Raw genomic sequence first — 26,774 nt, 5'->3', positions numbered from 1 at the left:
GCTAGGAGGAATACCGGACAGAACCGGTCCGGTATTCGTACTAGTCTGCGAACATGCCCCGACCGACCGTCCGCGTCCTGACGCTCCTGGAACTGCTGCAGTCGGGCGGCACCCGGACGGTGGCCGAACTCGCCGACCGGCTCGGCGTCGACGGGCGCACCGTGCGGCGGTACGTCGATCAGCTGATCGACCTGGACGTGCCCGTGGAATCGGTGCGCGGCCGCTACGGCGGGTACCGGCTCGCCCCCGGGTACCGCCTGCCCCCGCTCATGCTCGGCGACGACGAGGCGCTCGCCGTCCTGCTCGGCCTGGTCGCCGGACGGCGGGCGGGGCTGACGCCGGCGCAGCGCACCGCGAGCGAGACGGCGTCGGCGAAGATCCGGCGCGTCCTGCCCGGGCACCTCGCCCACCGCCTCGACACCCTCCTGGAGGCCCTCGCCTTCACGGACCGGCCCGCTGACCGGGACGCCCCGGGTCCCGGGGCCCCCGATGCCGACGCCCCGGACACCGGGGTCCTGCTCACCGTCGCCGACGCGGTGCGCCACCGCCGGCCGGTCTCCATCCGCTACACCGCCCGCGACGGGAGGACCGGCGAACGCACCCTGCACGCCACCGGCCTCGTCGCCCACGGCGGCCACTGGTACGTCACCGGCCAGGACGCCGGCCTCGGCGAGGACCGGACCTTCCGCCTCGACCGCATCGCCGATGCGCGGACCCTGCCCGGCACGTTCGAAGCACCCGAGGACGCCGACCCGGCGGAGCGCCTGCTGACGGGATTCGCCACGGCCGCCTACCGGCACGAGGTCACCCTGCGGATCCACGCGACGGCCGACCACCTCCGCGCGCACCTCCCCGCGGGCATCGCCCGCCTGGAGGAGTGCGCACCGGTGACGGAGGAGGGCCGGGCGGCCGAACGCTGGCTGCGCGTCGAGTTGCGGGCGGAGCGCCTCGACTGGCTGCCGCCGCTGCTCGCCGCACTCGACCGTCCGTTCGTCATCGAACGCCCCGACGAACTGCGCACCCTCGTCACCGCCCTCGCCGACCGCCTGGCCTCCTCCGCCCGCGTCACGGCCGACGAGGAGCACCCGGACGCGCCGGGGCGGCGCCGCGACCACGGGTGACGGGCCGGCACCTCGGGACACCAGGAGGCCGAATGCCGGGACGCCGGGTGTCGGGGGACCACCGATCCCGCACCCGGGACCGTGACGCAGGTCACGGCCGACGCAGAACCTGAGCCCCGCGGCCCGCGTCTGGCTGGTGTGAGATCACGCAGGAGAGCACTGGACGAGCTGGACGAGGAACGCCTCCTCCGGCTGGTCGCCCGGGGTGACCGCGGGGCGTTCGAGGAGTTGTACCGGCGCACGTCGCCGTGGCTGGCGGTGCGGCTGCGCCGCCGCTGCGCGGACGAGCAGATCGTCGCCGAGGTCATGCAGGAGACCTTCCTGGCGGTGTGGCGCGCGGCCGGGGCGTTCGCCGGGAGCGCCGTCGGCGGCACCGCCGTCGGATGGCTGTGGACCATCGCGGCGCGCCGCCTGGTCGACGCGTTCCGCAGACGGGCCCACCACGCCGAGCCGCCGCTCGCCGCCGCCGAGCGGGTGGTGGTGCCCGCGGCGGAGGAGGAGGCGCTGGCCGCGACCGTCGGCGGCGACGTGGGCGACGCCCTGCTGCGGCTGGCACCGGAACTGCGCCAGGTCCTGCAGGCGATGGTGCTCGACGGCCTGTCCGTGCGGGAGACCGCCGTCCTGCTGCGACTGCCCGAAGGAACCGTCAAGACCCGCGCCCGGCGGGCCCGGATCGCGATGCGGGAGGCACTGGCATGACCGCCGAACACCCGTCACACCCGTCGTACCCGACACACCCGACACACCCGTCGTACCCGACACGCTCGTCACACGCGTCGATGCGGCTGATCGACGACTACGCCCGCGGTGACACCGGCATCCCCGCGGACACGCTGTGGGCGCTGGAATCCCACCTGGAGACGTGCGCCCCGTGCCGCGCCCGTCTGGCGGCCTCCGTCACCACCGAGGCACCCGCCGTCGCCGCGCTCGTCGACACCGTCCGCGCCGGACTGCAACCGCACCTGGACGCGGCCGTCCGGGCGCCCTCCCGGCGGTACCGCCCGAGGTGGCTGCCCGCCTGGACGACCCCGGTCGTCGCGCCGTGGCTGGCCATGACCGTCACCGTGACCCTGCTGGCGCTGCTGCTGGCCGCGGTCGGGGCGCCGGCGGTCCTGGGGACCGCCTCGCCCGCGCTGCTCCTCGCGCCCGTGCTGCCGCTGTGCGCCGTCGCCGCCGCCTGGTCGCGCACCCTGGACCCGGCGCACGAACTGACCGCCTCCACCCCCCGCGCCGGCCTGCCCCTGATGCTCCGACGCACCATCGCGGTGCTCGCCGTGGTCCTGCCCGCGCTCCTGGTGGAGGGCCGGCTGACCGGAACCACGACGGCCGCCCAGTGGCTGCTGCCCTCGCTCGCCTTCACCTCCACGGCCCTGGCGCTGGGCAGCGTGATCGGCGTGACCCGCGCCGCCACCGGGCTGGTGGCCGCCTGGGCCGTCGTCGTCGCGGCACCCGCCTGGGGCACCGACGAGATCCCCGTCGTCCTGGCACCGGACCGACTGCCCCTGTGGGGGACGCTCCTCGTCCTCGGCACCGGCACCGTGATCGCCCGCAGACACGCCTACTCAGCGCTGTGACTCCACGCTCGACCCGCGAAAGGGACCACCGCATGACACCCGTACCGAGCGCGGCCGACACCGCGCCGAAGACCTACGCCTGGGAGATCCGGGCCACCGGCCTGAAAGTCCGGGCCGGACGCCGGAAGATGGCCGTCGACGGTCTCGACCTCGCCCTCGGCACCGGCGCCCACGGCCTGCTGGGGCCCAACGGCGCGGGAAAGACCACCTTGATCCGGGCCCTGGCCACCGTGCTGCGCCCCGCCGAGGGCGAGCTGGAGCTGCTCGGCGAATCCGTGAACGGGAGGGGCGACCACCGGGCGCTGCGCCGCCGCATCGGCTACCTGCCGCAGGAGTTCGGCTACTACAAGCGCTTCACCGTCCGGGAGTTCGTCGAGTACATGGCCTGGCTGAAGGAGGTGCCCAAGGCGGACGTCCCCGGGGCCGTCCAGCGGGCCGTCGAACGGGTGGGCCTGGCGGACCGCGCCGACCACCGGATGAAGACCCTGTCCGGGGGCATGGTGCGGCGCGCCGGCATCGCCCAGGCCATCGTCAACGACCCCGCGGTGCTGCTGCTGGACGAGCCGACCGCGGGCCTGGACCCGGCGCAGCGGCTGCGCTTCCGCGAGCTGCTGCAGGAACTCGGCCGGGACACCTGCGTCGTCGTCTCCACCCACCTGGTCGAGGACGTCGCGGCCGCCTGCTCCGACGTGGTGCTCTTCGCCGACGGCCGCCTCGTCTTCCAGGGCACGCCGGCGGACCTCGCCGCGGCGGGCGGCGACGAGTACCCGGGCGACAGCCCCCTGGAGCGCGGCTACTCGGCGCTGCTGCACACCTCCGAGGCGCGGGTGGGTGCCTGGTGAGCGGGCGTGTGCTGGGGATCGAACTGAAGCGCTCCGCCGCCCCGTGGGCCGGCCTCCTGATCCTGGGCGGCAGCCTGGCGTTCATCCACCTGATCAACGGCCTCTGGTGGTACGGCGCCGCGGCGTGGACGGCCCAGTGGACGACGATGGCGCTGACCACCCGGGTCATGCTGGCCTTCGGGTGGCCGATCGCGGTGGGCCTCGGGGCGCTGCACGGGCTGCGCGACTCCCGCTCGCGGATGACCGAACTGCTGGCGACCACACCACGGCCGGCCTGGCGGCGGGCGGCGGTGCCGGCCGGCGTGACGGCGATCTCGCTGGCGGCGGCCTTCGGCCTGCTCGTGCTCTGGGGCGCGGTCCAGGTGGCGCGCGGCGGCACCGCCTACCAGACCCTCGGCTGGCTGCCGATCTCCCTGGTGGCGGTGCTGGCCCTGGTCGCCGGAGCCGTGTTCGGCATGGGCGTCGCCCGGGCGCTGCCCTCCGTGCTCACCCCGCCGTTCCTGGTGCTGGTCTTCCTCATGGCGAACGTCCTGTTGCGGCAGTTCACGGACGGCGAACTGCCCTCGGGCACGGTGCCGAACCGGTTCGCCCTGCTGTCCCCCGCGACCGACATGCCGCGGGAGGTGCTGCTGACCCTGTCCGGTGCTGTCCACCTCGGCCAGACTCTCTGGCTGCTCGGACTGCTCGGCACCGGCTTCGCCCTGCTGTGCGCCGCGACCCGCCGGGCCCGGCTGATCGCGCTGGCCCCCGTGCTGGTCGGTGCGGCGCTGGCCCTGCTGGTCCTCCCGGCCTCCGAGCGCGACTCGTACGTCGTCGACCGGGCGGCCGCCGCCCTGGTCTGCGACGGGCCGGTGTGCGTGACGCGGGCGCACGGCGCACAGCTGCCCGATGTCGCGCGGCACGGCAAGGAGGCCTTGCGCGTGCTGCACGACGCCCTGGGGGACCAGGCACCGACCGCGGTGCGCGAGGAGACCGGGCTGCGCGCGGTCGGCGACGACCGCACGCTCTCCGGAGACACGGTGCTGATCGACTTCGACGACCCGCTGCTCGCCCCCTCGGCGCGGATCGACCTGACCCGCCTCCTGGTCGGCCAGGGCCTGGCACCGAACTGCCGTCCGCGCACCACCCGGGAGGGCGGCGGGCTGATCGACCTGCCCACGCAGAGCATCGCCACGAGCCTGGTCCTCGGTGACCGCCGGCTCGAACCGCTGCGGCTGCCTGACCCCGACGGCTACGCGCAGGCCACCTGGGAGAAGGCCGAGGCTGCCTGGGCGAAGGTGTCGGCCCTGCCGCCGGCCGAGCAGCGCGCCCGGATCGCCCGGGCGCACGCTGCCGCGCTCTCCTGCGAGGACGGGCTCGCGGCGCTGACGGGGGAGGCGACCCGATGAGGTGGCTGGTGCTGTACGCGCGTTCCCGACGGATGCCCGTCTCGGCCGCTGCGGTCGTGCTCGCCGCGCTGGCGGTGTGGGCCTTGGAACAGGGCGGTGTGAAGGGCGGGGAGCCGGCCATCGCGGTCATGCTGCTGACCGCGAGCGTGGCGGCCGCTTCCGCCGGGCTCGGCGGGCAGGACACCACGCTCGACCGGACGGCCGCGATCCGGTGGCTGCCCCGCCGTTTGGTGCACGTGCTGCTGATCGGTGCGGTCGCCGGGGCGGCGGCGCTGGCGGCGGTTCAGGCGGCGGGGCACGGGACCGTCCCGACCGCGCTCGTCGTCCGGGACGGCGCGGGCCTGGCCGGCCTGGCCGCGCTCGGGGCGGTGCTCTGCGGGGCCCCGTTCGCATGGATCCCGCCGACCGGCTGGCTCACGTTCGCCCTCCTCGTCCCCCCGCCGGGCGGCACCGTGGGGGAGGTGGCCGCCTGGATGGTCCTGCAGCCCGAAACGGCGCTGTCCACCGGGACGCCGTGGCTCCTGCTGGGGGTCGGTACGGTGCTGTACGCGGTGGCGGGCCCGCGCCGCTAACGGTCCGGGGCCGACCGGAAGGCCACGGGTCAGGCGACGGCTGTGGTCCGGCGCCGGTCGGGATTCGGGTCCGGGGTCGGCCGGGGGTCGGTTCAGGGGCGTTCGAGGTGCTGGAGGACGCCGCCGATCGAGAAGCAGAGCGCGCCGGTGAGGGTGCCCCAGTTGGCGACGTCGGCGCTGATCAGGGCGTCGGTGGCCGGGCGGGTGAAGGCGGCGAGCGCCGACACCATGAACAGGACGGAGCCGAGCTGGTTGACGGCGACGATCCACCAGCCCAGGTCGCGCCGTCGGAGGCACGGCCGGTGCACGTGGCAGATCTCGACGAAGGCGAGGTGGCCGGAGACGAGGAAGAGCACGCAGCCGATGACGTCCGGGGTCCAGATCAGCCGGTTGACCTGCTGGACGCTCAGCCCCTGCAGGAAGGAGTCGAGCAGGTTGACGGCGAACACCAGGGTGCCGGCGAACAGCACGAAGGCGCTCAGCCAGTCCACCCGCATCGGCTCGTAGCTCCACCACCGCCAGCGCCGGGTCACCAGGGCGCCCGCGCCCCCGGGCACGTGGCGCGGGGCGTTGACGACCTGGAGCAGCGACACGTAGCCGCCGGTGTTGAAGAACAGCCCGCCGACGAAGTAGATCCAGGCGCAGGTGGTGGCGTCGCCGGAGCCGAACTGGGCGACGGCGGCGCCGGCCGCGAACAGCGCCCCGCCGATGACGAAGGCGGTGGCGGCGATCGCGTTGAGCCGGCGCAGGCGCGCGACGGAGGTGCCGTCGGCCCTGGCGTGCCGGGCGGTGGCCGCCCCGGCGGGGTGCACGGCGATGAGCCCCCGGCGCCGGGCGAGCCGTGATTCCCAGACGGCGGTGCCGCCGCCGGGCGGGTACCAGGTGAGCCGGGTGGTGAACGGTCCCGCGCCCTCGGCGCGCTGGTCGGGCTGTCCCACGGGCCGAGCCTAGACCGCCCGCCGGTCCGTCCGGCGGGCGCAACGCCGCCCGCCGGGACGCGGCGCCGGGCTACGTCCCGGGCGCCTGCGGTGACGGATCGTCGGACGAGCCCCGGGGCCGCCGGTCCCCGAGGAGCAGTTCCCACACCCGGCGCCGGTCACCCGAGTCCTGCGGGGCGATGCTCTGTACGATCCCCAGCGCGACGGCGGCGAGGACCTGGCCGGACGAGGCGATCACCCCGAGTGTCACCGCCCACCACGGGGCGCCGCTCAACGCGGCCACGGCCGAGCCGCCCCCGGTCACGCCCACCCCGGCGAACAGGCGGGCCGCGGAGACGGCTCCTCCTGCCCGATCGCTGAAACCCGTACCTGCCGACCGTCGGCGCATCGTCGACCCTTCCCGCTGACCGTGACTCCGTGTACCGCTTGCTGCTGCGCCGCTCACTGTGGCCGCGCCCGAGCCGCTGCGGTAAGGGCGAACGCGTTGCGGTACGCGCGAACACGTTGCGAGGAAGGCGCAACAATGAGCACGGGAGGGAAAGCGCAATGAGCGACGAGCAACAGGACCGGGGGACGGACGAGTCGGCCGGGCGGAGCCTGCCCGGTGCGGAGGGCCGACCGCGCGCCCCGCAGGCCGGCCCTCCGGAGCGGCGTCGGCGCCGGCGGATCGTCTTCACCAGCGAACTCTCCGACGACCTCGCACCGGCCGTACGGGAACTGGCCGTCGCCCTGCGGCTGCTCGCGGGGCAGCTGGAGACGTCGATGACCGCCTACGCGGCGAGCCTGAACCGCAGCACCTCGACGCTCTCGCGCTACTTCAGCGGGATCGAACTACCGGGCGCGGACTTCGTCGAGCGTCTGATGGACGACGCGGAACGGCAGTCGGGCACGCCGATGGCCCGGGGCGGTCGGGAGGCCGTCCGCGCTTCCCACCGTGCGGCGCAGCGCCACCTGGCACCCAGGACCGCCGAACTGCAGGGGCTCCGGGACGAGGTCACCACGGCCCACCAGAGGGCGGAGGCGGCGGGGCGCACCGTCCGCATGCTGGAGGCCGCACTCGAGGAGGCCCACGAGCAGGCCCGACGCTGGTCCCTGGAGACCCGCCGCGCCATCGCGGACCTGAACGCCCGGACGGCCCGTCACAGCGTCGAACTCGACCTGGCCCGCAAGGACAACGAGCACCTGAGGGCCGAGCACGACCGGCTGCGCGGCTACGTCGACCAGCTCGAGCACGCCCTGGCCGCGGCCCGGACCAGGGCCGCCGAGGCCGAACTCCGCCAGACGGACGCCGAACGACGCTTGGACGAGGCGGAGGCCGGGGCCGACGCACGCCGTCAGGAGGACGCCCGCCGCCAGGCCGACGCCGACGAGCTCCGACGGGCCCTCGACCGGGCACGACAGGACCGGACCGCCGCCGAAAAGCGGGCGCGGCGCAGCGCGGCCGAGCTCGCACGCATCCGGGCCCAGGGCGGGGGCGGCACCGAGGCGTCCCCGCCCCGGGGCGCCGGGCAGGACCCGGAACCCGCCGCCGCGCGCGGTGCCGCGTCCGGTGCCGTCGGCACGGGAGGGCCGGGGACTGCCGACGGCACGTCGGAAGGCCGGAACGCAGCAGGCGGCAGCGGCGCCTTCCGGGGGTGGCTCGACCGCGTCATGGTCGGCGACAAGGCCCGGACGCCCGCCACCCCTCGGCCACAGCAGGGGCAGCCGGGGCCGTCGGAGCAGGCGGGGCCTGCAACGCGGAGATCGCGGCGCAAGGAGCGCCAGGAGGCGGAACGCGCCGCTGCCGTCCGGCAGACCGCGGCGCGGCTCGCGCTCCACCAGGGGTACCGGACGGCTGAGCCGGTGCGGCGGGCCGGCGGGCTCGGCGGCTCCGCGGACCAGGCCTCGGACCGTCAGCGCCGCATCGGGGACTGGCAGGGGAGCACGATGGTGTTCGCCGACTCCGTCGAAGAGGCCGTGACGCGTCGCCAGGCCGCCGGAGACTGGGCAGGGGGCGCCGTGGTGTTCGCCGAGCTCAGCCGGGGCCTGGCGGCCGAAGGGCGCTGGGAGGAGGCCGCGGAAGCCGTCGACCGGGCGGTGGCCCTGCACGAGGGCGCCGGCGCCGCGGCCGCCGCGGCAGACCTGCTGATCGCCTTCGCCCAGGACCTCGCCGCAGCCGGACTCCGCCAGCACGCCGAGGTCGTCGCCGCCCGATCGGCGGTCCACCGGCGGGCGAGCAGCCGGACGGCCGGCGACCCGCCGGACGACGAGCCCCCCTACCGCCCCTCCATGGGCCCTTAGGGCGTGTCCGGGGGCCGGGTCCGCTCCGCTGCGGCACCGGCCTCCACGACGGCGCGCTGCTGGTCCGCCCCGACCACGTGATCGCCTGCGCACCGCCCTCGCCGCCCCGGACCCCCTCGCCGCCCTCACCGCCGCCGCCCGCCGGGCGCTGGGAGCCGACCGCCCCCCGATCCGCCGACCGGCCCTGGCCGGCCCGCCCGCTCGCAGGCCCCACCCGTTCGTTCCCGCCGCCGGCGCGACCGCGTGCGCCGCCGCGACGACCGGCGCCGCTTCGGCCGTCGCTCCCGCCGCTGCCCCGAGGGCGGGCTTCAGCCGCCGACGGTGGTGAGGGCCGCGCGGGCCGCCGGTGCCTGCAGGGGGTTGAACGAGGGGTCGGTGGCGAGCGCCTTCGCCAGGTGGGTGCGGGCCTCACCGGTGCGGCCGAGGGCGCGTTCGATCTCGCCGCGGTGGTAGAGGAACAGGGCGTTGTCGTCCCAGCCGTGGGCGGCCGCCTGCTCGGCGAGGCCGATCGCCTCGGTGTCCGCGCCGGTGCGGTGCAGGGCCCAGGCCAGCGCGTCGGCGACGAGGACGCTGTGCCGGCGCTCCCATTCGGCGCGCAGCAGGCGGACGGCCTCGGCGGGGTCTCCGTGGTCGGCCTGGAACTGGCCGAGCGTGAGGTCGTCGACGACGCCGTTGGCGGCGGCGAGTCGCTGCTCGGCGGTGAGCAGCCGGTACTGCTCCCGGGCCCGGTCGTCGTGGCCGAGGGACTCGTGGAGTTCGCCGAGTTCGAGCAGGTACTGGGGGAGGGGGACGGCGGCGATGGCGGTGGTGTAGTCGCGGACGGCGTCGTCGGTGCGGCCGAGGGCGGCTTCGGCGCGGGCCCGGCCGGCGAGGGCGGGGGTGTGGGCGGGGTCGGTGCCCAGGGCCTGCTGGTAGCCCGTGAGGGCCTCGGCGAAGTGGCCGGAGTTCCGGTCGAGTTCGGCGAGCTGGTACTGGCAGTAGGCCTTGTCGGCGGGGTCGTAGGCGCCGCCGAGGGCCTGTCGGAGGGCGGCACGGGCGTCGTCGCCGCGGCCGTGCTGTTCGAGGTCGTACGCGGCGCGGGTGAGGGAGGCGGTGCCGGGTCGGCGGTCGAGGAGTTGCTGGACGGCCTCGGTGGCGCCGGCGTCGTCGCCGAGCTGGGTGCGGGCGTCGGCGAGGACGGCGTAGGCGGGCCAGTGCGCGGGCGAGGCGGCGATGGCCCGGTCGGCGAAGTCGCGTGCCCGGCCGAACAGATGACGGGCGTTGGCGAGGGCGCCGAGTCCGGTGAGGGCGTCGGCGTTTCCGTCGGGGGACAGCGTGAGCGAGCGCTGCAGCGCCTCGTCGGCCTTGGGGTAGTACGAGGGGTCCGCGGTCAGTCGGGCCTGTTCGACGTACTCGGCGCCTAGCCGGGCCCAGCCGGCCGCGTCGCCGGGCAGCTGCCGCAGCCGCTGCTGGTCCGCGGCGATCGCCCCGGCCAGCGAACCGCCGGCAACCGGCGCGCTGCCCGGCCGGCGTCCGGCCCCGGGCGAGGGCCGGGCGTCGCCGGCGTGGCCGCGGTCCAGCGCCCCGAACGCGGCCAGGCCGCCGCACAGCGCGATGGTGGTGAGCAGCAGCGGCAGGCGGCGCATGGGTGTCCTCGGTGGTGTGCTGGGGGAAGGGGGGCCGTGCGGGTGGCCGGCGGCAGTGCGCGGGCCACCCACAGGGCGGGAAGGGTCAGTTGGGCTGGTTGACGGCCTTGTCGTAGGGCAGCGCGACGTAGGGGAACGCGGGGCCGAACGGCTTGTCGGCGGTGTTGACCTTGTCGCCGGCGGCGAGGGCGCCGATCAGGTGGCCCGGGGTGGCGCCCTCCATCACCTGCAGGGCGATGTCGACGACGTCGTCGGTCAGGCGGCGGCCGTTGGGGAAGCCCTGGAAGTCCCCGTTCAGCACTCCCAGGCGGTCCGGGTGCGCGGTGACCGGGGTGGACATGTTGAGGCGGAGTTCCTCGGCGGGGACGAACTTCTTCGGGTTGACGTCCTGGTTCATCAGCTGCGAGTTCAGGTCGACCTGGAAGGGGCCGCCGGTGGCCTTGGCGATGCCGGTGAGGAAGATCTCCTGGAGGTCGGTGCGCGGGGTGGCCGGTGCCGGGAGGCCGTAGATCGACTGGATCAGCTGCGGCACCTCAGGGTTGAGGACCTTGGCGACCACGGCGGGCTGGTTGTGGTCCTCTGACGGCGGAAGGGAGTTGAAGGCGTCCTTCAGTCCGGCGGGCAGGACGACCTCGTTCACCAGCGGGTTGCCCAGGCGCGAGACCTGGACGAACTTGCCGGCCGGCTCGGCCTTGCCGGGGCTGAGCTTGAGGGTCTGCTTCTCGGTGCTGGACCAGACCCCGATGACGGGGTTGCGGGTCGGGTCGCCCTTGTACGCGAGGCGGCTCTTGGGCACCTGGATGGAGAGGGAGTTGACGTTGTACCCGGCGAGGGTGTTCTGGCCGACCTCGGATAGGTTGCCGCCGTAGAGCAGGTCGAAGACCCGCAGGTCGAGGAAGAACGGGTCGGCGGCCTGGGTCGCCACGGTCTGTCCGCCGCCCGGGAGTTGGACGGTGGCCTGGTTGCGCAGCCGGCCGTAGTCGGGCATCGACGCGCGGCCGGTGTCGGACGGCGCGGCCGTGCCGTGCTCGACCAGGGTGACCGGCTCGCAGCCCGGGCGCAGCTCCTGGAGCGTGTAGTACTGGCGGAACAGCAGGGTGGGGTCGGTGAGGTTGTTCACGACGCCGTTGTTGTAGAGGAAGGTGTTGGTGCCGCGCTGGTCCTCGGTGTGGAAGGTCCAGCGGTAGGTGACGTCGGGCCTGCCGGTGCCCTGGGAGTCGATGTTGATGTCGTAGTGCGCGCCGTCGGCCCAGGGGTAGAAGTTGGGGCCGCCGTTGGGTTCCTGGAACGGGAGCCAGTTGGCGACCAGGGTGACGGTGTCCTGGTTGTCGGGGCTGGTGAAGGCGTAGACGTCGGTGTTGTCGACCTGGGGGTCGGCGGCGATCAGCGGGGCCTCGCGGTGGCTGGAGGCGGAGCTGACGCCCGCCCCGGAGCCGAGCAGCGCGCTGCTGGCCAGCGCCAGGCTCATGGTGGTGAGGAGCGCCGCGGCGCGGGCGGTGGACCTTCTGCGGGCAGGGCGGCGGGTGACGTTCATGTAGGTGCTGTGCTCGCTTCCATGACGGGCGTCGACCGCACCGGGCCCGGGTCGGGCCGGAGCGGGGGATCGGCCGGAGGGGCCGCATGGGGCACTGTGGACCGGATCCCGTCACCCCTTCGCGAGCGGGGCGCGTGCGGCCTGGTCGTCTCACCCGCACGGACCAGCGATGTCACCCGGCCGGTCGCGGCACAACCGGGCGCAATACCTTCGCAGTTGCAGTAGTACTGCAACTGGGGGCCGGTCACCGGTCGAGGCGCCGGGGCTCTCGGAGAGGTCGCCGGTGCTTGCCGGTCCGCGCGGTCGATCATCCGTCAGGTGTTCGGGGGGCGGGAACGGACGTCCGAAGGTGTTGCCCCAGCCGGGTGGTGCCGTCGACCGTGACGGAGTGGTGCCAATCCGGAGTCGCCCCCGGAACCGGATGGTGTGCGTCGGGCCGACCGGCCCGCATCCCACTTCCGCCGGTCCGGGCGTCGCCGCCGTGGCGGCGGCCCCGTCCCCGGAGGCCCAGCGTGGCGGTCCCACGATCCCTCGTCCGGACAGGCACGGCGGTGGCAGGCGCCCTGCTCCTGCTCGGTCTCGCCGCACCCCTCGCCGGCGCCCATCCCCTGGGGAACTTCTCCCTGAACCATTACTACGGCTTCACCGTCCACCCGGACGCCCTCGAGGTCCTCGCCGTCACCGACGCCGCAGAGATCCCCACCCTCCAGGAGCAGCCGAAGCTGGACCGCGACGGTGACGGCACCGTCGACGAGGCCGAACGCGCCGCCTGGGCCCGGGAACAGTGCGCGCAGACCGCGCAGCGCCTCCGGGTGACGACCGACCGGGCGCCCGCCGCGCCCCTGCCCTGGAGCACCGAATCGGCGCAGTTCCGCTACGAGGACGGCGCGGCCGGACTGCGCACCAGCCGCCTCGAATGCGTCCTGCGAACCGGGCTGCACGTTCCCGCCGCCGGCACCACCCTCACCGTCGCCAGCGGCATCGACCCCGGCCGGGTCGGGTGGAACGAGATCACCGCCCGCGGCGACGGCACCACCCTCGACCACTCCGACGTCCCGGCCCGGTCGGTCTCCGCAGAACTGCGCGACTACCCCCGCGACCTCCTCGACAGCCCCAGTGGCGCCACCCACGCGCAGTTCCGCGCGCAGCCCGGCGACGGCGCGGGCGCGGCACCGGGAACGGACGCCAGGGCCGACCGCTCCGGGCCCACGGCCTGGCTCGCCGGACTGGACGCCCGCCTCGCCGAACTCGGCGCCGCCCGGCGGCTCACCGTCCCGCTCGGCCTGCTCGCCGTCCTGCTCTCGGTCGTGCTGGGTGCCGGGCACGCGCTGCTGCCCGGCCACGGCAAGACCGTGATGGCGGCCTACCTCGCGGGCCGCCGCGGCAGCATCCGCGACGCGGTCACCGTCGGAGCCACCGTCACGGTGACCCACACCGCCGGCGTCCTGGTCATCGGCCTGGGCCTGACCGTGTTCTCCTCACTGGCCGGCGACGCGGTGCTCGGCTGGCTGGGCGTCGTCAGCGGTGCCCTGGTCGCCGCCGTCGGCGCCGGCCTGCTGCGCGACGCCCTCCGGCGCCACGACCTCCGACCCCACGGACACGTCCCGCGACCCACGGCGGGCACCGACGGCGAACCGGCCAGGGAACTGGCGCACGCCTCGGCGGCAGCCACCGGCCACCACGACCACCAGCACCCGCATTCGCACCCGCACCCGCACCCCGTGGCCCAGCACCAGCACGTGCACAGCGACCACGGGCACGGGCACGACCACGGGCACGGGCACGGGCACGACCACGGGCACGACCACGGGCACGGGCACGACCACGGGCACGGGCACGGGCACGATCACACGCACGATCACATGCACCACAAGTCCGGCCGCTCGCACGGTCATGGGCACGGCCTGTTCGGACCCGGCCACCATCACCACCACCACGACCACACCGCGCCCGGCCGCCGCAGCCTGATCGGCCTCGGCATCGCCGGCGGCCTCGTCCCCAGCCCGTCCGCCCTGGTGGTCCTGCTGGGCGCCGTCGCCCTCGGCCGCACACTCTTCGGCGCGGCCCTCGTGGTCGCCTACGGCCTCGGCATGGCCGCCACCCTGACCGCCGTCGGCCTGCTCCTGGTCCGCCTCGGCGACCGCCTGACCGTCGCGGCCGACGGCCCCGTCGTCGGCCGGCTGCGGCGCATCGCCCCGTACAGCGCCCTGCTGACGGCGCTGCTCGTCCTGGCCGTGGGGCTGGGACTGGTCCTGCGCAGCCTGCCCGCCACCCTGTGAACCGCATTCCCCCGGAGAGCGCCCCCATGACAGCACGTCCGGTACGCCGATCGTCCCTCCTGGTCTGCCTCGCCCTCGCCGCGGCCCCGCTCCTCACGGGCTGCGGGAGCGAACCCGACGGGAGCTTCGACGCCCAGCCCGGCACACCGTCCCCTACCTGCGTCCAGCACCAGAGCCGGACGCCGGGCACCCGGTACACCGGCGGCCAGGCGTCCGATCCGCGGGCGGTCCTGGAGATGATGCGCTTCTACACGGCCAACGGGACGAAGGCCTTCTGCGACGGCAAGCCGCCGACGGACACCGACCGCCGCTGGACCGAGCTGTACACCGCGCTCGGCGGTGACCCGGTCCACGTACCGCAGCCCCGGCCGTAGCCGCAGGTGCCGTCACCGGACTCGGCGAGGCGGCGTCGCGAACGTCGTGAGGGGCATCGGGCAGGGGACGACCAGGAGGAGCAGGCCACCGGCCCCGGTTTCAACGGGGAAGCCCCCGAAGCCGACGCCCACCTCGGCCCCGGTGCCCTCGAAGCCGCCGAAGCCTCCCAAGCCGCCGAGGCCGACGCGCGGATCGACCACCGAGGATCCGCTGTCGCTCCCGGGCGACGCCGACCTGGACTGACGGGCGCCACCCCACCGTGCCCCGGAGACCCGCCCCCGCCTGGTCGACGCGCCGGCCGGCCCCGGGCAGCCGTCCCGCCCGCACGGGTTCGCGCCGCACCCGCGCCGTCGTTTCGGCCCCGGCCCTCCCGCGCCGCTCCCGCGCAGGAGGGCCGGGGCCCCGGGTGCCACAGGACGGCGTCCCGGTCGAGGCCCTGGAGTTCGAGACCGTCGGTCAGCCCGTCGGCGGGGCGGTCGCGGGAGTGGGGGCGGGCTCGGCCGGGGCGGTGGCGGTGGCCGTGGCGGTGGGGGGTGTTGCCGGGTCGGTGTCGAGCCCGGTGAGCATCTCCCGGGTGAAGCCGAAGAAGTACGTGGCCAGGAAGCCCGCGGCGTAGCCGACCGCCAGGCCGCCCGCGTAGATCAGGACGGTGGTGCCCGGGTTCTCGTTGCCCTTGAGCAGGGGGAACAGGGCCCAGCCGGAGGGGCCGATCGCGGTGGCGCCGACCGTGGCGCCGAGCATGTTGAAGAAGCCGACGAACGAGCCGCCGGCGGCGCCGCCGACGCAGGCGGTCACGAACGGGCGTCCCAGTGGCAGCGAGACGCCGTAGATCAGCGGTTCGCCGACGCCCAGGAGTCCGGCGGGCAGCGCGGACCTGATGGTGGCGCGGATCGAGGAGTTCCTCCTGAGCCGGAGGAGGACCGCGATCGCGCAGCCGACCTGGCCGGCCCCGGCCATGGCCAGGATGGGCAGCAGCACGGTGTAGCCCTGCTGCTCGATCAGCGTGGTGTGGATCGGGATCAGTGCCTGGTGCAGCCCCAGCATGACCAGCGGCAGGAACAGCCCGCCCAGGAGCAGCCCGGCGAAGGCGCCGCCGTGGGCCAGCAGCCAGGTCGCGCCGGTGCCGATGGCGGTGGAGACCTCGCCGGCCACGAACATCAGCCCGAACAGCGTGACCAGGCCGGTGACCAGCAGCGTCAGGGCCGGTGTGAGCAGGACGTCCAGGGACTCGGGTACGAACCGGCGGCACTGCTTCTCGACCCGGACGGCGAGGGCGGCGGCCGCCAGGGCGCCCAGCACCCCTCCCTGTCCGGGGGAGAGCGTCTGGCCGAGGACGGAGACGTGGGCGACGCCCGCGTAGACGATCACGGCGGCGGCCGCACCGCCGAGGACCGGCGTGCCGCCGAACTCCTTGGCGGTGTTGTAACCGACGAAGACCGCGATCAGCGACATGAAGCCGGAGGCGATCGCCGTCAGCGCCGGGCTGATCCCGGGCAGCCAGCCCAGGTTGACCAGCAGTCCGTTGACGCCGGCGATGATGCCCGCCCCGATCAGGGCCGGGATCAGGGGGACGAAGATGTCGGCGATCCGGCGCAGCAGCAGCTTCACCGGGGTGGCGTTCTTCCGCTTCCGTGCCGCCCGCAGTGCCGCGCCCTGCGCGGCCAGCTCCTCGGCGGTCGTGGCGGCGGTCATAGCGGTCGTGTCGGTCGTGGCGGCGCCTGCCGGGGTGGCGCTGCGCTGCTCGGCGACGAGTCGCTCGAAGGCCTGGGTGATCCGGGCGACCGCCCCGGGGCCGAGCACGATCTGGTAGGTGTCGTCCTCGACCACGCCCAGCACCGCCGGCACGGCCTGCAGGGCCGTGCGGTCGACGAGGGACCGGTCGCGCAGACCGAGCCGCAGCCGGGTCATGCAGTGGGCGATGGAGGTGACGTTGTCCGCGCCTCCGACGAGAGGGAGTACCGCGGCGGCGGTGACGTGGTTCTTGTCGTCAGACATGGTCCTGGCCTTGCATCGCAGGGGTGTGTCGGAACGCTTCCCGGGGGACGGGCGCGTTACGCCGCGGCGGGCGGCGCGTCCCCGGGAAGGCCTCCGACGTCGACGACGAACCTCGGTTCGATGACGGCGCCCTGACGGTGCGTCGACGACGGTTCGTCAACGACGGAAGATCGTTCGACTGTTACATGACAGTGACGTTCCGCGCACAACCGGTGGCGCCGGGTGAGCCGTCCTCCGAACAGACAGCACCCGAACCGCACCGACCGTGCCATCGGGTCGAACGACCACCTCCCCTGAAAGGGGTGCACCCGTGATCGTCTCCCAGCGGAACTCCATGCGCCTGGCCGCCGTCGCCACCCTCGGCGCGCTGCTCGTCGGAACGGCGGGCACCGCCATGGCGGCCGCCCCGACCGCCCCCGCCGCCACGCCCGCCGCCGCCACCATCAGCGCCAAGCCGTCGGTCACTACCGTCCAGGCCTGGCAGCTGTTCCGCGTCACCGGCACCACCACCGGCCTCACGGCCGGCAGCACCGTGACCCTGCAGCAGAAGCAGCACGGCGCGTGGGTCACCCTGCCCGCCTCCGTGCACACCGCCCACAACGGCTCCTACTCCCTCGGCGTCAAGCTCGGCATCAAGGGCCAGAACGAGCTGCGCATCGTCAGCGGGAGCGTCGCCTCGCCCGTCTTCACCGTCACCGTGCGCTGACCCACGGCCCGGGCCCGCCGTCACGGCGGGCGACCCGGCAGCCCGCCGTCGTCCCGGACCGTGGCGGGCTGCCCGTGCGCGATGCCGCTGTCCGGTCCGCGTCCTGCAGCCGGGGCCAGGGCCGGAGGGGCACGTCGAAGTGGCCGGGCGCCGTACCGGGGAAGGACGTCCAGGGCGCTCCGGAAGTGGGCCGTCCGGGTCTTCCGGCTGTGCACCGCGGCATTCGCCGACCTGCGGCACCGCAGCACCCGCGCTGCACCGTGTGAACCGATGCCGACGTCGCAGCCGTAGACGCAATCAGAGCAGGTCAGCGCCTGCGATGCCGATGTGCGGCACCCCTTGCGAACACCGGGAGTGGCGCACGTCACCGGAACTCGTTGTCAGGTGCCGGACAGACCGCGGGGCTGTAACGGCCGCGCGGAGGAACCCGTCCACCCGGCACGGGGAGACACGTCAACTTGGAGGTAAGGTGCCTCGGATCATCAAGCGGACCACCCGACTTGCGGCAGTCGTCGGGATGGCGGCGGCCACCAGCGCGGGCATGTTCGTGGTCGCACCGGCGAGCCACGCGGCGCCGCTCGCCGCGTTCCGCCTCAGCAACTTCTCGGCGACCATCGCCAACGTCTGCGTCCACACCGACGTCGCCACGCAGTGCTCGGGCAACATCGCGGCCGGCAAGAGCTCGGTCTACCACGTGGCCTACAACGGCCCGCGCAACTGGTACTGCACGGCGACCGCGAAGGGCCTGAGCGGCACGGCCAGCACGCCGTACTTCAGCCGCGACGACGTCAAGGAGTGCGCCGAGGTCGGCAACATCTTCGGGGCCAGCATCATGCTCAAGTGACCGCTGCCACCGGGGTTCCCGCACCGCACTGCACCGCACCGCACCCGATCTGACGGCCGGTCCGGTGCGGGGCCCCGGCGGAGCCTGCGGGCCCCCTGCCCGACCCCGGTGGGCCGGCCCCGCCCCGTCCCCGCTACGAGAAGCAGTACCTGATCAGCCACAGGACGGCGCCCGCGAGCATGGTCCCGGCCCCGTAGGCGAGACCGCGGACCACGTTGAACAGCGCGGCGCGCAGGAGGTTTCGGGTGGAGCTTCGATTCGTCCTGGTCATCGATTCGGTTCCTTTCCTCCGGGGATGGACGAAACGAATTCTGTCCTCGCGGAAAGCCGGCCAGCGCGGGCTGGAAGCGGTCGGCCGAACGCTTCCGGGCGCGACCGAACCGCCCTAGGATGGGCCGGCGTCGAACGCGGGTGAACGGCGTTGGACACCGTTGAACGGCGCATCGGGCCCGAGAGGAGACCGGCGAAGTGGGTCAACCCGGACACCTGAGGCAGCCCGACCTGCCGCCAGGCCCGCACAGGACGCTCAACGAGGCCCTCCACCAGCTCCACTTCTACGCCCGCTACCCGTCGCTGACCTCGATCAGGGTGGGCCTGGGGAAGATCGACGACCCGAGGAAGCGCCCGGACCCGGACCGCGAGACGTACGTGCCGTCACGGACCACCGTGTACAACGCCTTCTCGAGCGACCGCCTCCCCGCCTGGGACTTCACCAACGCCCTGGGCTACTACCTCGCCGGCCGGGTGCACGGGGTGACTCCGGAACAGGTCCACCAGGCGTCCACGGTGATCGACAACCTCTGCCGGGTGGCGCACATGGCAGCGCACCGCCGGGACGAGGCGCCGTCCGATCGGGCCGCCCGCGACGATGCCGCCCGCGACCAGGCCGTTCCCGAGGAGCCGGACCCCGTCGTCCGGGTCGCGGCGCGGCTGCGAGCCCGTGCGACCCTCGCGCTGGCCCCGGCGCAGGCGGACCTCTACTGGTGGGTGGACGCGCGCGAGCTGCGACGCGAGAACCTCGTACCGGACTTCGCGGACGCGGTCGGCAGCAACCAGGAACTGCTGAGAAGGGCCCTGAGGACCATTGACGCCGCGCTGCGGGACGACACCGGACGGCGAGACGACGGGCCGTGACCGGGCCGGGCGGCCTGCCGGCGTCACCGGGTCGAACGGCCCGCCGACGCTCCGGGCCGGGGACGTCTGTCGGCGTACCGGCCCTGCCGTCGCCGTGCCGCGCGCGGCCGGCCCGTAAGGTGTCTGCCGTGAACGACCGGCATGAGTGGCGTGTAGCGGTGGACCCGGGCCTCGTCGTCCAGCCGACCTGCGGGCATCTGGACGGGCTCCGGGAGGTCCCCGCGCACACGACCGCCGGCTGCGAGGACTGCCTGCGGGCCGGCACCGCCTGGGTCCACCTGCGGGCCTGCCTGAGCTGCGGGCACGTCGGCTGCTGCGACAGCTCGCCCGGGCAGCACGCCTACCACCACGCCCGGGCCCACCACGGCCACCACATCGCCCGCTCGCTCCAACCGGGCGAGGACTGGGCCTGGTGCTACACCGACGAGCTCTTCCTGCGCCCCGCCTGACCGGCCCCGGGACGTCGGCGGAGGATTCTTCGGCCGGGCTGTCACATCCGGCGGGGGCGGCGGGTCAGTGGAGTGTTCGAGCAACCCGGATCGGCCTGTACGACCCCGTCCCGGCGGGCTGGGCGGTGATCGGGCAGAGCCAGTCGACCGGCCAGAAGACCGTCGAGTACCCCGGCGGCGCACCGTACCCGGCCAGGGTGGCGGTCCTGGCGAACACCGCGGTCCCGGCCGGCTGGGTGCTGGTGGCGGTGTCCGGCGACGCCCAGACCTCCCAGGTCGTCTCCCTCCAGGGCGCGCCCCACAGTGCGACGGCCACCGCCGACGTGGCGTGCGCGATGCCCGGCGGCCGGGTCTACGGCTACGCCGTGCCCGGCGGCTGGACGGTCACCGGCAGCGGCACCAGCGGACCCTGCTCCTACCAGAACCTGCGCCTCCCCTGACCCGCCCCGGGAGCCGAGGCCCGGTCGCCACCGCCCCGATCCCGCGCAGTCGGAGGGCGTGAGGCCAACCCCGACCACCCCCGGCCGCCGGACCGTCCTCAGTCCTTGAGCATCACCAGTGGCAGGCCACCGCCGCCCCGTGCGCCGCCCGTTCCGTCGACCCGGTAGCGGTCGGCCTCCAGGTCCGCGGCGAAGCGCTCCAGGAACTCCCGCAGGCCGGCGCTCTCGTAGCGGGCCCGCCAACCCTCGTGCGACCGGTCGATGATCTGACCGCGACGCTCCGGCGTGGGCGGATCCAGGTCGATGCAGATCACGTCACCGTTGCCGATCCCGATGACGGGGATCCACCCGGCGGACCAGGCGACGTCGCGGCGGATCACGCCGTCCTCCTCCCGCTCGTCCCACGGCCGGTCCCCGGCGTCGACGACCCGCTCACGCCAGTCGTCCGCCATCGCGGCGAGCGAGTGGAGCGCGTCGTGCCAGCCGATCAGGACCCCCGGCAGGCCGTCGTGGCAGCGGTAGGACTCCCTGACGTCCTCCGGGAGCTCCACCCCGATCACGGCCTCCACGGCCGTGATCTCCTCCTCGGTGGCACCGGGCGGCATCGCGGCCAGCACCTCCGGGGCGATCCGCCCGAGCACGGCCTCGATCCGCGCCCAGATCTCCTGCATCGGGAATCCCTCCGTCGTCACGACGGACGGAACGTAGCACCCGCCACTGACGACGGACCGGGCAGCCGCTTCCTCCCGCGTCGGCCCGGGTGGCGTGGCCCCGCTGTGGAGCCACGCCCCCCGGCAGTTCGGTTGCGACTCAGCCCATCGTGCAGGCGAGCTGCGCCTTCACCGCGTTGCGGAGGTCCTCCTGGGCGCGGCAGTCGGCGCTGAAGACGTCCTCCCACTTGGGGCTGATGACGTGGACGTTGACGATCTCGGTGACGACGTCGACGCTCTGGGCCTTGATGGTGTTCTGGGCGATCAGCACCTGCTGCGTCGGTGCCGTCTGGGCGCCGATGACGCCGCCCTCGCCGTAGTAGAGGTTGGTGATCTTGGTGTAGACGGTGACCCGCTTGCCCTGGATGTCGTTGCCGACGATGGCGACCGTCCAGTCCTTGTAGTTGCGCTGCCAGCCGAAGTTGGTCCGCTGGTTCAGGGCGGACACGGCGGCGTACCCGAGCTTGGCGACCCAGTAGTGCTTGATCAGCGGGCGCCCGCCCGGGTGGTCCCGGGGGTGCGCCGGCTCGCCCAGCTGCACGTCGCCGAACCGGACCTCGTTCGCGATGCCCACGCGGTCCGCCGCCGAGCTCGTGGCGGGCGCCGCGCCAGCCGGCGCGGCGATGCCTCCGGTGACGGCGAGGGCCGCGGCCCCGGCGACCACGGCCGTCCTCCACGTCCCGACCGGCCGCTGACTGGTTGCCATCCTGGTACTCCTCGATCTCGTACGTCGACGAACGCGCGGGCGCGCCCCCGTGCCCGCCGCCGGGGAACACCCGGCGACCCCGACTCTCGCCGAACCGCATCGGGCGCACATCAGTCATTTGACTGCGAGGTGCGCGTCTGGCGGCGAGGTGCGCGTCGCGCGGCGGCCCACGGCGCGTCAGTCATGGCGGACCGGACCGGGCCATCCGGTCGCTGCCGCTTCGGCAGCCGGGGCGGCGGCCGGGTCGCTCCGCCCGGGGAGAGGTCCGTGTCCTCGTGTGCGTGAGGTCATGTCGACGGCGTGACCGGGGACCGCACGCCGAACCACTGCCCGGCGCCGTACTCCTCGAACCGCGCCACCTCGGTGAACCCCAGCTTCGCCGCGACGCGCATCGAGGCGCCGTTGGCGGTCCGGGTGCAGAGCACCACCGGCTCGCGCGGAAACACGCCGGTGAACCAGTCGAGCGCCGCCGTGCACGCCTCGGAGGCGTACCCGTACCCCCAGGTCTGCGGCAGGAACATGTAGCCGAGCTCGGTCTCCCCGCCCTCCGGCCGGACGTGACCCGGACGCCCCGGGTCGCGCGGGTCGAGCGTGATCATGCCGATCATCGCGCCGCCGAGCTCGACCGCGAAGAAGCCGAAGCGCCGCCCGGGCACCCGGGGCATCGCGCGCTCGAGCTCGTCCCGCGGCCGGGCGCCACCGACGTGGGTGCCCACCTCCGGCGAGGCGAACAGCTCGATGAAGGCGGCGCGGTCCCGGGCCTCGGACCCGCGGAGCACGAGCCGTTCGGTCCTGATCGGGGCGGGCGGCCAGGCGGAGGCGGTCACGTCGTCCTGGTCCGGCATGAAGGGCTCCTGATCCTCGCGGCCGCACGGTGCGGCCCGCACGGCGGCGACGCGCAAAGGCCTCTGACGCCGCCGCAGATCGAGACGCGTTCCGGCGAGGGTCGGTTGCCTGCGCTCGGGGAGGGCCGCCACCCGCGTGCCACAGCCGTCACCCCGTAGCGTTCATCGCCAGTCGACTGCAACGGGCAGCGGTCTGTCATTGCGTTAGGTCCAGGAGTGTTGCAACGATTTAAGCGCTTTAACCTGCGCAAATGCTGATCGGTCGCAACGAGAGCGTTGCCTGAATGTGGAAAGCAACGTAGCTTTTCCATCGTCAGAAACGACGAGCGCAAGCACAGGAGAGACATCATGCAGAAGTTCGACACCCCGGCCCCCGTCACCGCCGTCCTGGACATCCCGGCGGGACACATCCGGCTCACCGCTGCCGACCGCAGCGACACCGTGGTCGAGGTCCGGCCGGCGGACGCCTCGAAGAACCGCGACGTGAAGGCGGCCGAGCGGATCCGGATCGCCTACGCCGACGGAGTCCTGCGCATCGAGGCCGCGCCGGCGCAGAACCGGATCCTCGGCGACGGCGGACAGGTCGAGGTGAGCGTCCAGCTGCCGGCCGGCTCCCGCATCGAGGCGAAGGCCGCCCTCGCCGAGCTGCGCGGCACCGGACGCCTCGGCGACGTCGTCTTCGAGGGCGCACAGGCCACGGTCGACCTCGACGAGACCGCGAGCGCCCGCCTCACCCTCCAGTCCGGCGACATCCACCTCGGCCGCCTGGGCGGGCCCGCCCGACTCGGCACCCAGAAGGGCGACCTCACCGTCACCGAGGCCGCCGGCGGCGCCGTCTCGCTGCACACCGAGCACGGCGACATCTCGGTCGGCGCCGCGCGCGGCGTGTCCGCCACCCTGGACGCCGGCACCTCCTACGGCCGCATCCACAACGCGCTGCACAACACCGACGGAGCCGCCGCCCGTCTGACGATCATCGCGACCACCACCTACGGCAACGTCACCGCCCGCAGCCTCTGAGCGGGGCGGAGCTTCCGACGACCCACGCCGACGCGCAACCCCTCGGCCCCACCGGCCGAGGGGCGCGCATGCCACGCCGTGACCCACCGACGAAGGGGGCGGATCATGGTCCGGCAGTGGCCACCGCGGCCACCGGGTGGGGGCGCTCGCGGGCGGCCGGTCCCGCCCCCGCCCGGTACGGCTCAGCTGCCGCCGGCCACCAGCCCGTCCAGCACGTCGCGGTCGACGTTGAGGGTCACGCCGCCGTACGTCTCGTCGGCGCCGCCCCGGTACTGGTGGATGCGGTGGTGGGTCCACAGCTCGTCGGGCAGCCCGGCCTGCCCGGTGGTCGTGGGGCGGCCGTCCCAGCGGGCGTACCAGATCGCGTCGGGCATCGGCGCACGTCCGTCCCGGGCGGCCGCGACGACGTCCGCGATGCCGGAGTTCACGCTGGAGTAGAAGCCGGAGCGGTACCCGGCCGCGTGCAGGGCCTCGGTCCAGCCGACGGTGAAGTCGACCACCGCCCGGCTGCACACCGCGTCGCCCGTCGGATAGGCCTCCATGTCGAGGTACACCGGGCTGCCCGGCCCCAGGCCCAGCGCCTGCAGCGCCGCCGCCGCCTCGCCCGCCTCCTCGCCGCCCTGCTCCTCGGCCCGGTCCGGGTCGATCCGCAGCGGTTTGTCGTCCCGCTCGGCGCAGGGCGCCTGGAGCCCTACGTGCGTGGGCACCAGCTTCCACCCCATCGCCCGGACGGTGGCGACCCACTGCGGCGTCAACTGCTTCTGCTCACAGTGGCGTTGACTGCCGCTGCTGTAGATGTTCACCGCACCGTACGGCGAGGCGGTGCGCCAGGCGGACATCGCCGCCGCGGACGGGGCCGAGCAGGCGTCGAAGCCCGCGCCGGTGAACCGGTACTCCGGCAGCGGTTCCGCGGCCACGGGAGGCGGCGCGGCGACGGGCGCGGCGAAGGGCGCGTGGCGGGCGGTCGGGGGCGCCGCCGCCGAGACGGGCGCGGCACCGTGGACGGCGCCGGTGAGCAGGACGAGCGGAAGCGCCAGGAGCGCGGTCGGTGAGGGAAGTCGCATTCCTCCGTCCTAGCCGCCGACCGCGGGCCCGCCCCGCCAACGTGCCGACGCGCCGCGTCCCGCTCACCCGGAATCACCACACGCCGGGCGCGGGCACCGGCCGGTCCCCAGTGGCGTCTCCCGGTTGACCACTGACGGCGGTCGACGACGGTGGAACCGTTGCCTCGGTGTCCGGCCGGTCGCCATCGCATGCCCCGCCACGAGCGGGCGGCGGAGGTGGGTGCGGGAGGCGGCCAGGTCGCCGCGGACTCCGGCACCGCTGACCACACGGGCGGTGCGTTCGACGATTCCGCGCCCGGGAAGCCGCTCGCTGTGAGGACATGCCTTTGCGCGGAGGGTCAACTCGGCTTTCTGCCAAGCGGATACGTTTCATCGCGACATGGAGGGCGGACTTCCTCCGCCCGGCCCACAGCCCCCAGGGAGGGATCCCCGTGCGCCCGAAACCATTCGCGCGGACGCGGTCGGCCGTCGTCGCCGCCGCGCTGCTCCTGCTCGGCACGGCGTCGGCGGGCCTGGCCGCACCCCCCGCTCCGGCGGCCGCCTCGACGATCGCCGTGGGCGCGCAGTACGACAGCACCCACGTCTACCTCGAGCCGGGCACCGTCGAGGCTTTCGTCAGCAGCTGGGAGGCGACGTTCGGCGGAACACACACCGAGCCCGCACTGGTCACCGTGACCCCCACCGCCAGCCTGACGGTCTCCGAACTCGTCCACTCGCCGGTCGGAATGCTCTCGGTCTTCGACTACCGCACGCCGGTGCCCTACGGCTTCGGCACCGAACGCACCGGCTGGCTGGTCCAGAACCTGGACCAGGGAGTACGCCGGGCCCGTGCCGCCGGTGCGGACGTGGTCGTCGAGCCCTTCGCGGATCCGATCGGGCGCGACGCGATCGTCCGCTTCCCCGGTGGCATCGACGCACAGCTGTACTGGCACACCACCCCGCCCTCCTACCCGCCGCTGGCCAGCGTTCCGGAGAACCGCCTCTACGTCCCGACCGGAGCCGTCACCGCGTTCCTGCACAGCTACCTGCGCTTCACCGGCGGCACGGTGGTCTCCGACGACGACCGCGCGCCCGGCAGCGAGCTGGGCATGCCCGGCACCACCTACCGCCGGGTCAGGATCACCAGCCCCTTCGGCAACACCGTCGTCCAGGCCACCGACGGCCACCTGCCCAGCCCGTTCGGCCGTGAGCTGACCGGCTACCAGGTGGACGACCTGGCCGCGACGCTCGCCCGAGCCACCGCCGCGGGGGCGCAGGTCCGGTGGGGACCGACCGCCACGGCCGACCGTGACAGCGCCCTGGTGCAGTTCCCGGGCGGATACCTCGCGGAGATCCACGACACCCGGACGCACCGCTGACCCGCAGCGTCCGTTCCCTCCCGCGCCACCAGTCATCCCCGCACCACCAGTCATCGAGAGGTACGCTCATGCCCCACATCACCCTGTCCGACGGCTCGCAGATGTACTACAAGGACTGGGGCACCGGCCGTCCGGTGGTCTTCTCCCACGGCTGGCCGCTGAACGCCGACGCCTGGGAGAACCAGGCCGTCGCCGTCGCCTCGGCCGGCTTCCGCGCCATCGCGCACGACCGGCGCGGCCACGGCCGGTCCACCCAGACCTGGGACGGCAACCACATGGACCAGTACGCCGACGACCTCGCGGAGCTCCTCGCCCGGCTCGACCTCACCGACGTCGTCCTGGTCGGCCATTCCACGGGTGGCGGCGAGGTCGCCCGCTACCTGGGCCGCCACGGCAGCTCCCGCGTGCGCAAGGCCGTCCTGCTCGGTGCCGTCCCGCCCCTCATGCTCAAGACCGAGGACAACCCGGAAGGCACCCCGATCGAGGCGTTCGACGGCATCCGTGCAGGCGTCGCCGCTGACCGGTCCCAGTTCTTCCACGATCTGAGCGAGGCCTTCTACGGCTTCAACCGCCCCGCCGCGGCCGTGTCCGATGGCAAGCGCCGGGAGTTCTGGCTCCAGGGCATGCAGGCCGGGCTCAAAGGTGCACTCGACTGCATCGAGGCCTTTTCGGAGACCGACTTCACCGACGACCTGAAGCAGATCGACATCCCCGTCCTGGTCGCCCACGGTGACGACGACCAGATCGTCCCGATCGCCGCCTCCGCCGAGAAGAGCGTCGAGCTGCTGGCCCGAGGCACTCTGAAGGTCTACCCCGGTGCCCCCCACGGCCTGGTGGGCGCCTTCGAGACCGCGTTCACCCACGACCTCGTCGAGTTCATCAGCAGCTGAGCCGACCACGTGGCCGGGCCCGCGGGCCCGGCCCGCTCCCACGGCCCGCTCCCACGGCCCACGTCGACCGCGGGTGGTCCGGTCC

27 protein-coding genes are annotated in these 26,774 nt (G+C 74.3%); 17 read left to right on the top strand and 10 right to left on the bottom strand.

Annotation, left to right across the window (positions count from 1 at the left end; translation table 11 throughout):
• Positions 1 to 53 precede the first annotated feature (53 nt).
• The 6 genes from ACIRS1_RS19555 (at position 54) to ACIRS1_RS19530 (ending at position 5,497) form a co-directional block, all read left to right on the top strand.
• A complete protein-coding gene (locus ACIRS1_RS19555; protein WP_402841326.1) occupies positions 54 to 1,121 on the top strand; it encodes a helix-turn-helix transcriptional regulator in 1,068 nt (355 codons plus the stop codon).
• A 138-nt stretch (positions 1,122 to 1,259) separates the two neighbouring features.
• Entirely contained in the window at positions 1,260 to 1,820 is a 561-nt protein-coding gene (locus tag ACIRS1_RS19550) for an RNA polymerase sigma factor (protein ID WP_360206308.1), read from the top strand.
• A gap of 80 nt (positions 1,821 to 1,900) precedes the next feature.
• The gene (locus tag ACIRS1_RS19545) at positions 1,901 to 2,695 is read left to right on the top strand and encodes a zf-HC2 domain-containing protein (protein ID WP_402841323.1); all 795 of its coding nucleotides are present in this window, start codon (positions 1,901 to 1,903) and stop codon (positions 2,693 to 2,695) included.
• 32 nt (positions 2,696 to 2,727) lie between these two features.
• On the top strand, positions 2,728 to 3,537 hold the full coding sequence (locus ACIRS1_RS19540) for an ABC transporter ATP-binding protein (protein WP_402841321.1): 810 nt from the start codon (positions 2,728 to 2,730) through the stop codon (positions 3,535 to 3,537).
• Positions 3,534 to 4,925 (top strand): hypothetical protein, encoded by a 1,392-nt coding sequence (locus ACIRS1_RS19535; protein ID WP_402841319.1) that lies wholly within the window; start codon positions 3,534 to 3,536, stop codon positions 4,923 to 4,925. The genes ACIRS1_RS19540 and ACIRS1_RS19535 overlap by 4 nt, the downstream gene beginning before the upstream one ends.
• Entirely contained in the window at positions 4,922 to 5,497 is a 576-nt protein-coding gene (locus ACIRS1_RS19530) for a hypothetical protein (RefSeq protein WP_402841316.1), read from the top strand. The genes ACIRS1_RS19535 and ACIRS1_RS19530 overlap by 4 nt, the downstream gene beginning before the upstream one ends.
• 92 nt (positions 5,498 to 5,589) lie before the next feature.
• Here ACIRS1_RS19530 and ACIRS1_RS19525 read toward each other — a convergent pair whose 3' ends face one another.
• Positions 5,590 to 6,435: a hypothetical protein gene (locus ACIRS1_RS19525; protein WP_402841313.1), complete on the bottom strand. Its 846-nt coding sequence runs from the start codon at positions 6,433 to 6,435 to the stop codon at positions 5,590 to 5,592.
• A 70-nt stretch (positions 6,436 to 6,505) separates the two neighbouring features.
• Positions 6,506 to 6,718: a hypothetical protein gene (locus tag ACIRS1_RS19520; protein WP_402841310.1), complete on the bottom strand. Its 213-nt coding sequence runs from the start codon at positions 6,716 to 6,718 to the stop codon at positions 6,506 to 6,508.
• Positions 6,719 to 6,981: 263 nt separating this feature from the next.
• On the opposite strand from ACIRS1_RS19520, the gene ACIRS1_RS19515 reads away from it, so the two are divergent.
• The gene (locus tag ACIRS1_RS19515) at positions 6,982 to 8,715 is read left to right on the top strand and encodes a hypothetical protein (RefSeq protein ID WP_402841308.1); all 1,734 of its coding nucleotides are present in this window, start codon (positions 6,982 to 6,984) and stop codon (positions 8,713 to 8,715) included.
• Between the two features lie 308 nt (positions 8,716 to 9,023).
• Here ACIRS1_RS19515 and ACIRS1_RS19510 read toward each other — a convergent pair whose 3' ends face one another.
• Together ACIRS1_RS19510 and ACIRS1_RS19505 are read right to left on the bottom strand one after the other, a co-directional pair.
• Complete coding sequence (locus ACIRS1_RS19510; RefSeq protein ID WP_402841304.1) at positions 9,024 to 10,340, bottom strand: tetratricopeptide repeat protein; 1,317 nt, start codon at positions 10,338 to 10,340, stop codon at positions 9,024 to 9,026.
• Between the two features lie 85 nt (positions 10,341 to 10,425).
• On the bottom strand, positions 10,426 to 11,874 hold the full coding sequence (locus ACIRS1_RS19505; RefSeq protein ID WP_402841301.1) for a DUF4331 domain-containing protein: 1,449 nt from the start codon (positions 11,872 to 11,874) through the stop codon (positions 10,426 to 10,428).
• Positions 11,875 to 12,425: 551 nt separating this feature from the next.
• On the opposite strand from ACIRS1_RS19505, the gene ACIRS1_RS19500 reads away from it, so the two are divergent.
• Both ACIRS1_RS19500 and ACIRS1_RS19495 read left to right on the top strand, forming a co-directional pair.
• Complete coding sequence (locus ACIRS1_RS19500) at positions 12,426 to 14,153, top strand: high frequency lysogenization protein HflD (RefSeq protein WP_402841298.1); 1,728 nt, start codon at positions 12,426 to 12,428, stop codon at positions 14,151 to 14,153.
• 26 nt (positions 14,154 to 14,179) lie between these two features.
• Positions 14,180 to 14,527, top strand: coding sequence for a hypothetical protein (locus ACIRS1_RS19495; protein WP_402841295.1), 348 nt, complete (start codon positions 14,180 to 14,182; stop codon positions 14,525 to 14,527).
• A 457-nt stretch (positions 14,528 to 14,984) separates the two neighbouring features.
• Here the strand turns inward: ACIRS1_RS19495 and ACIRS1_RS19490 are convergent, their stop codons facing one another.
• The gene (locus tag ACIRS1_RS19490; RefSeq protein ID WP_402841292.1) at positions 14,985 to 16,523 is read right to left on the bottom strand and encodes a PTS transporter subunit EIIC; all 1,539 of its coding nucleotides are present in this window, start codon (positions 16,521 to 16,523) and stop codon (positions 14,985 to 14,987) included.
• Between the two features lie 313 nt (positions 16,524 to 16,836).
• Between ACIRS1_RS19490 and ACIRS1_RS19485 the strand changes: the two genes are divergently transcribed.
• Positions 16,837 to 17,229, top strand: a complete 393-nt coding sequence (locus ACIRS1_RS19485) for a hypothetical protein (RefSeq protein WP_402841622.1) — start codon at positions 16,837 to 16,839, stop codon at positions 17,227 to 17,229.
• Positions 17,230 to 17,698: 469 nt separating this feature from the next.
• Positions 17,699 to 18,073, top strand: coding sequence for a hypothetical protein (locus ACIRS1_RS19480; RefSeq protein ID WP_402841289.1), 375 nt, complete (start codon positions 17,699 to 17,701; stop codon positions 18,071 to 18,073).
• Between the two features lie 133 nt (positions 18,074 to 18,206).
• Here the strand turns inward: ACIRS1_RS19480 and ACIRS1_RS19475 are convergent, their stop codons facing one another.
• Positions 18,207 to 18,344 (bottom strand): hypothetical protein, encoded by a 138-nt coding sequence (locus ACIRS1_RS19475; protein WP_402841286.1) that lies wholly within the window; start codon positions 18,342 to 18,344, stop codon positions 18,207 to 18,209.
• A gap of 197 nt (positions 18,345 to 18,541) precedes the next feature.
• Between ACIRS1_RS19475 and ACIRS1_RS19470 the strand changes: the two genes are divergently transcribed.
• The 3 genes from ACIRS1_RS19470 to ACIRS1_RS19460 all read left to right on the top strand — a co-directional run bounded on the left by ACIRS1_RS19470 (position 18,542) and on the right by ACIRS1_RS19460 (position 20,096).
• On the top strand, positions 18,542 to 19,207 hold the full coding sequence (locus ACIRS1_RS19470; protein ID WP_402841283.1) for a hypothetical protein: 666 nt from the start codon (positions 18,542 to 18,544) through the stop codon (positions 19,205 to 19,207).
• Positions 19,208 to 19,404: 197 nt separating this feature from the next.
• A complete protein-coding gene (locus tag ACIRS1_RS19465; protein WP_387900474.1) occupies positions 19,405 to 19,656 on the top strand; it encodes a UBP-type zinc finger domain-containing protein in 252 nt (83 codons plus the stop codon).
• A gap of 125 nt (positions 19,657 to 19,781) precedes the next feature.
• Positions 19,782 to 20,096 (top strand): hypothetical protein, encoded by a 315-nt coding sequence (locus tag ACIRS1_RS19460; protein WP_402841280.1) that lies wholly within the window; start codon positions 19,782 to 19,784, stop codon positions 20,094 to 20,096.
• 98 nt (positions 20,097 to 20,194) lie between these two features.
• Here the strand turns inward: ACIRS1_RS19460 and ACIRS1_RS19455 are convergent, their stop codons facing one another.
• The 3 genes from ACIRS1_RS19455 to ACIRS1_RS19445 all read right to left on the bottom strand — a co-directional run bounded on the left by ACIRS1_RS19455 (position 20,195) and on the right by ACIRS1_RS19445 (position 22,357).
• A complete protein-coding gene (locus tag ACIRS1_RS19455; protein ID WP_402841277.1) occupies positions 20,195 to 20,767 on the bottom strand; it encodes an SMI1/KNR4 family protein in 573 nt (190 codons plus the stop codon).
• A 139-nt stretch (positions 20,768 to 20,906) separates the two neighbouring features.
• Positions 20,907 to 21,512 carry a hypothetical protein gene (locus ACIRS1_RS19450; protein WP_402841274.1) on the bottom strand — a complete coding sequence of 202 codons (606 nt, stop codon included), beginning with the start codon at positions 21,510 to 21,512 and terminating at the stop codon, positions 20,907 to 20,909.
• A gap of 287 nt (positions 21,513 to 21,799) precedes the next feature.
• A complete protein-coding gene (locus ACIRS1_RS19445; RefSeq protein ID WP_402841272.1) occupies positions 21,800 to 22,357 on the bottom strand; it encodes a GNAT family N-acetyltransferase in 558 nt (185 codons plus the stop codon).
• 348 nt (positions 22,358 to 22,705) lie between these two features.
• On the opposite strand from ACIRS1_RS19445, the gene ACIRS1_RS19440 reads away from it, so the two are divergent.
• Positions 22,706 to 23,377, top strand: a complete 672-nt coding sequence (locus ACIRS1_RS19440) for a DUF4097 family beta strand repeat-containing protein (RefSeq protein WP_402841270.1) — start codon at positions 22,706 to 22,708, stop codon at positions 23,375 to 23,377.
• Between the two features lie 182 nt (positions 23,378 to 23,559).
• Here ACIRS1_RS19440 and ACIRS1_RS19435 read toward each other — a convergent pair whose 3' ends face one another.
• Positions 23,560 to 24,441 carry a DUF1906 domain-containing protein gene (locus tag ACIRS1_RS19435; protein WP_402841268.1) on the bottom strand — a complete coding sequence of 294 codons (882 nt, stop codon included), beginning with the start codon at positions 24,439 to 24,441 and terminating at the stop codon, positions 23,560 to 23,562.
• 431 nt (positions 24,442 to 24,872) lie between these two features.
• On the opposite strand from ACIRS1_RS19435, the gene ACIRS1_RS19430 reads away from it, so the two are divergent.
• Positions 24,873 to 25,799 carry a glyoxalase gene (locus tag ACIRS1_RS19430; RefSeq protein WP_402841265.1) on the top strand — a complete coding sequence of 309 codons (927 nt, stop codon included), beginning with the start codon at positions 24,873 to 24,875 and terminating at the stop codon, positions 25,797 to 25,799.
• Between the two features lie 68 nt (positions 25,800 to 25,867).
• Positions 25,868 to 26,689, top strand: coding sequence for an alpha/beta fold hydrolase (locus tag ACIRS1_RS19425; protein ID WP_402841262.1), 822 nt, complete (start codon positions 25,868 to 25,870; stop codon positions 26,687 to 26,689).
• Positions 26,690 to 26,774: the final 85 nt, after the last annotated feature.

Origin of the sequence: Kitasatospora sp. NPDC101176, from assembly GCF_044768035.1 — a bacterium.
Classification (GTDB): Bacteria; Actinomycetota; Actinomycetes; order Streptomycetales; family Streptomycetaceae; genus Kitasatospora.
Note: the sequence above shows the minus strand (reverse complement) of the source record. Positions and strands in the feature narration are given on the sequence as shown.

Excerpts from the sequence above, each read along its gene's own strand:
- ACIRS1_RS19545 (WP_402841323.1), top strand. The coding sequence starts at position 1,901 with ATGCGGCTGATCGACGACTACGCCCGCGGTGACACCGGCATCCCCGCG.
- ACIRS1_RS19490 (WP_402841292.1), bottom strand. The coding sequence starts at position 16,523 with ATGTCTGACGACAAGAACCACGTCACCGCCGCCGCGGTACTCCCTCTC.
- ACIRS1_RS19515 (WP_402841308.1), top strand. The coding sequence starts at position 6,982 with ATGAGCGACGAGCAACAGGACCGGGGGACGGACGAGTCGGCCGGGCGG.
- ACIRS1_RS19435 (WP_402841268.1), bottom strand. The coding sequence starts at position 24,441 with ATGCGACTTCCCTCACCGACCGCGCTCCTGGCGCTTCCGCTCGTCCTG.
- ACIRS1_RS19495 (WP_402841295.1), top strand. The coding sequence starts at position 14,180 with ATGACAGCACGTCCGGTACGCCGATCGTCCCTCCTGGTCTGCCTCGCC.
- ACIRS1_RS19425 (WP_402841262.1), top strand. The coding sequence starts at position 25,868 with ATGCCCCACATCACCCTGTCCGACGGCTCGCAGATGTACTACAAGGAC.
- ACIRS1_RS19530 (WP_402841316.1), top strand. The coding sequence starts at position 4,922 with ATGAGGTGGCTGGTGCTGTACGCGCGTTCCCGACGGATGCCCGTCTCG.
- ACIRS1_RS19445 (WP_402841272.1), bottom strand. The coding sequence starts at position 22,357 with ATGCCGGACCAGGACGACGTGACCGCCTCCGCCTGGCCGCCCGCCCCG.
- ACIRS1_RS19510 (WP_402841304.1), bottom strand. The coding sequence starts at position 10,340 with ATGCGCCGCCTGCCGCTGCTGCTCACCACCATCGCGCTGTGCGGCGGC.
- ACIRS1_RS19540 (WP_402841321.1), top strand. The coding sequence starts at position 2,728 with ATGACACCCGTACCGAGCGCGGCCGACACCGCGCCGAAGACCTACGCC.
- ACIRS1_RS19450 (WP_402841274.1), bottom strand. The coding sequence starts at position 21,512 with ATGGCAACCAGTCAGCGGCCGGTCGGGACGTGGAGGACGGCCGTGGTC.
- ACIRS1_RS19455 (WP_402841277.1), bottom strand. The coding sequence starts at position 20,767 with ATGCAGGAGATCTGGGCGCGGATCGAGGCCGTGCTCGGGCGGATCGCC.
- ACIRS1_RS19505 (WP_402841301.1), bottom strand. The coding sequence starts at position 11,874 with ATGAACGTCACCCGCCGCCCTGCCCGCAGAAGGTCCACCGCCCGCGCC.
- ACIRS1_RS19555 (WP_402841326.1), top strand. The coding sequence starts at position 54 with ATGCCCCGACCGACCGTCCGCGTCCTGACGCTCCTGGAACTGCTGCAG.
- ACIRS1_RS19475 (WP_402841286.1), bottom strand. The coding sequence starts at position 18,344 with ATGACCAGGACGAATCGAAGCTCCACCCGAAACCTCCTGCGCGCCGCG.
- ACIRS1_RS19440 (WP_402841270.1), top strand. The coding sequence starts at position 22,706 with ATGCAGAAGTTCGACACCCCGGCCCCCGTCACCGCCGTCCTGGACATC.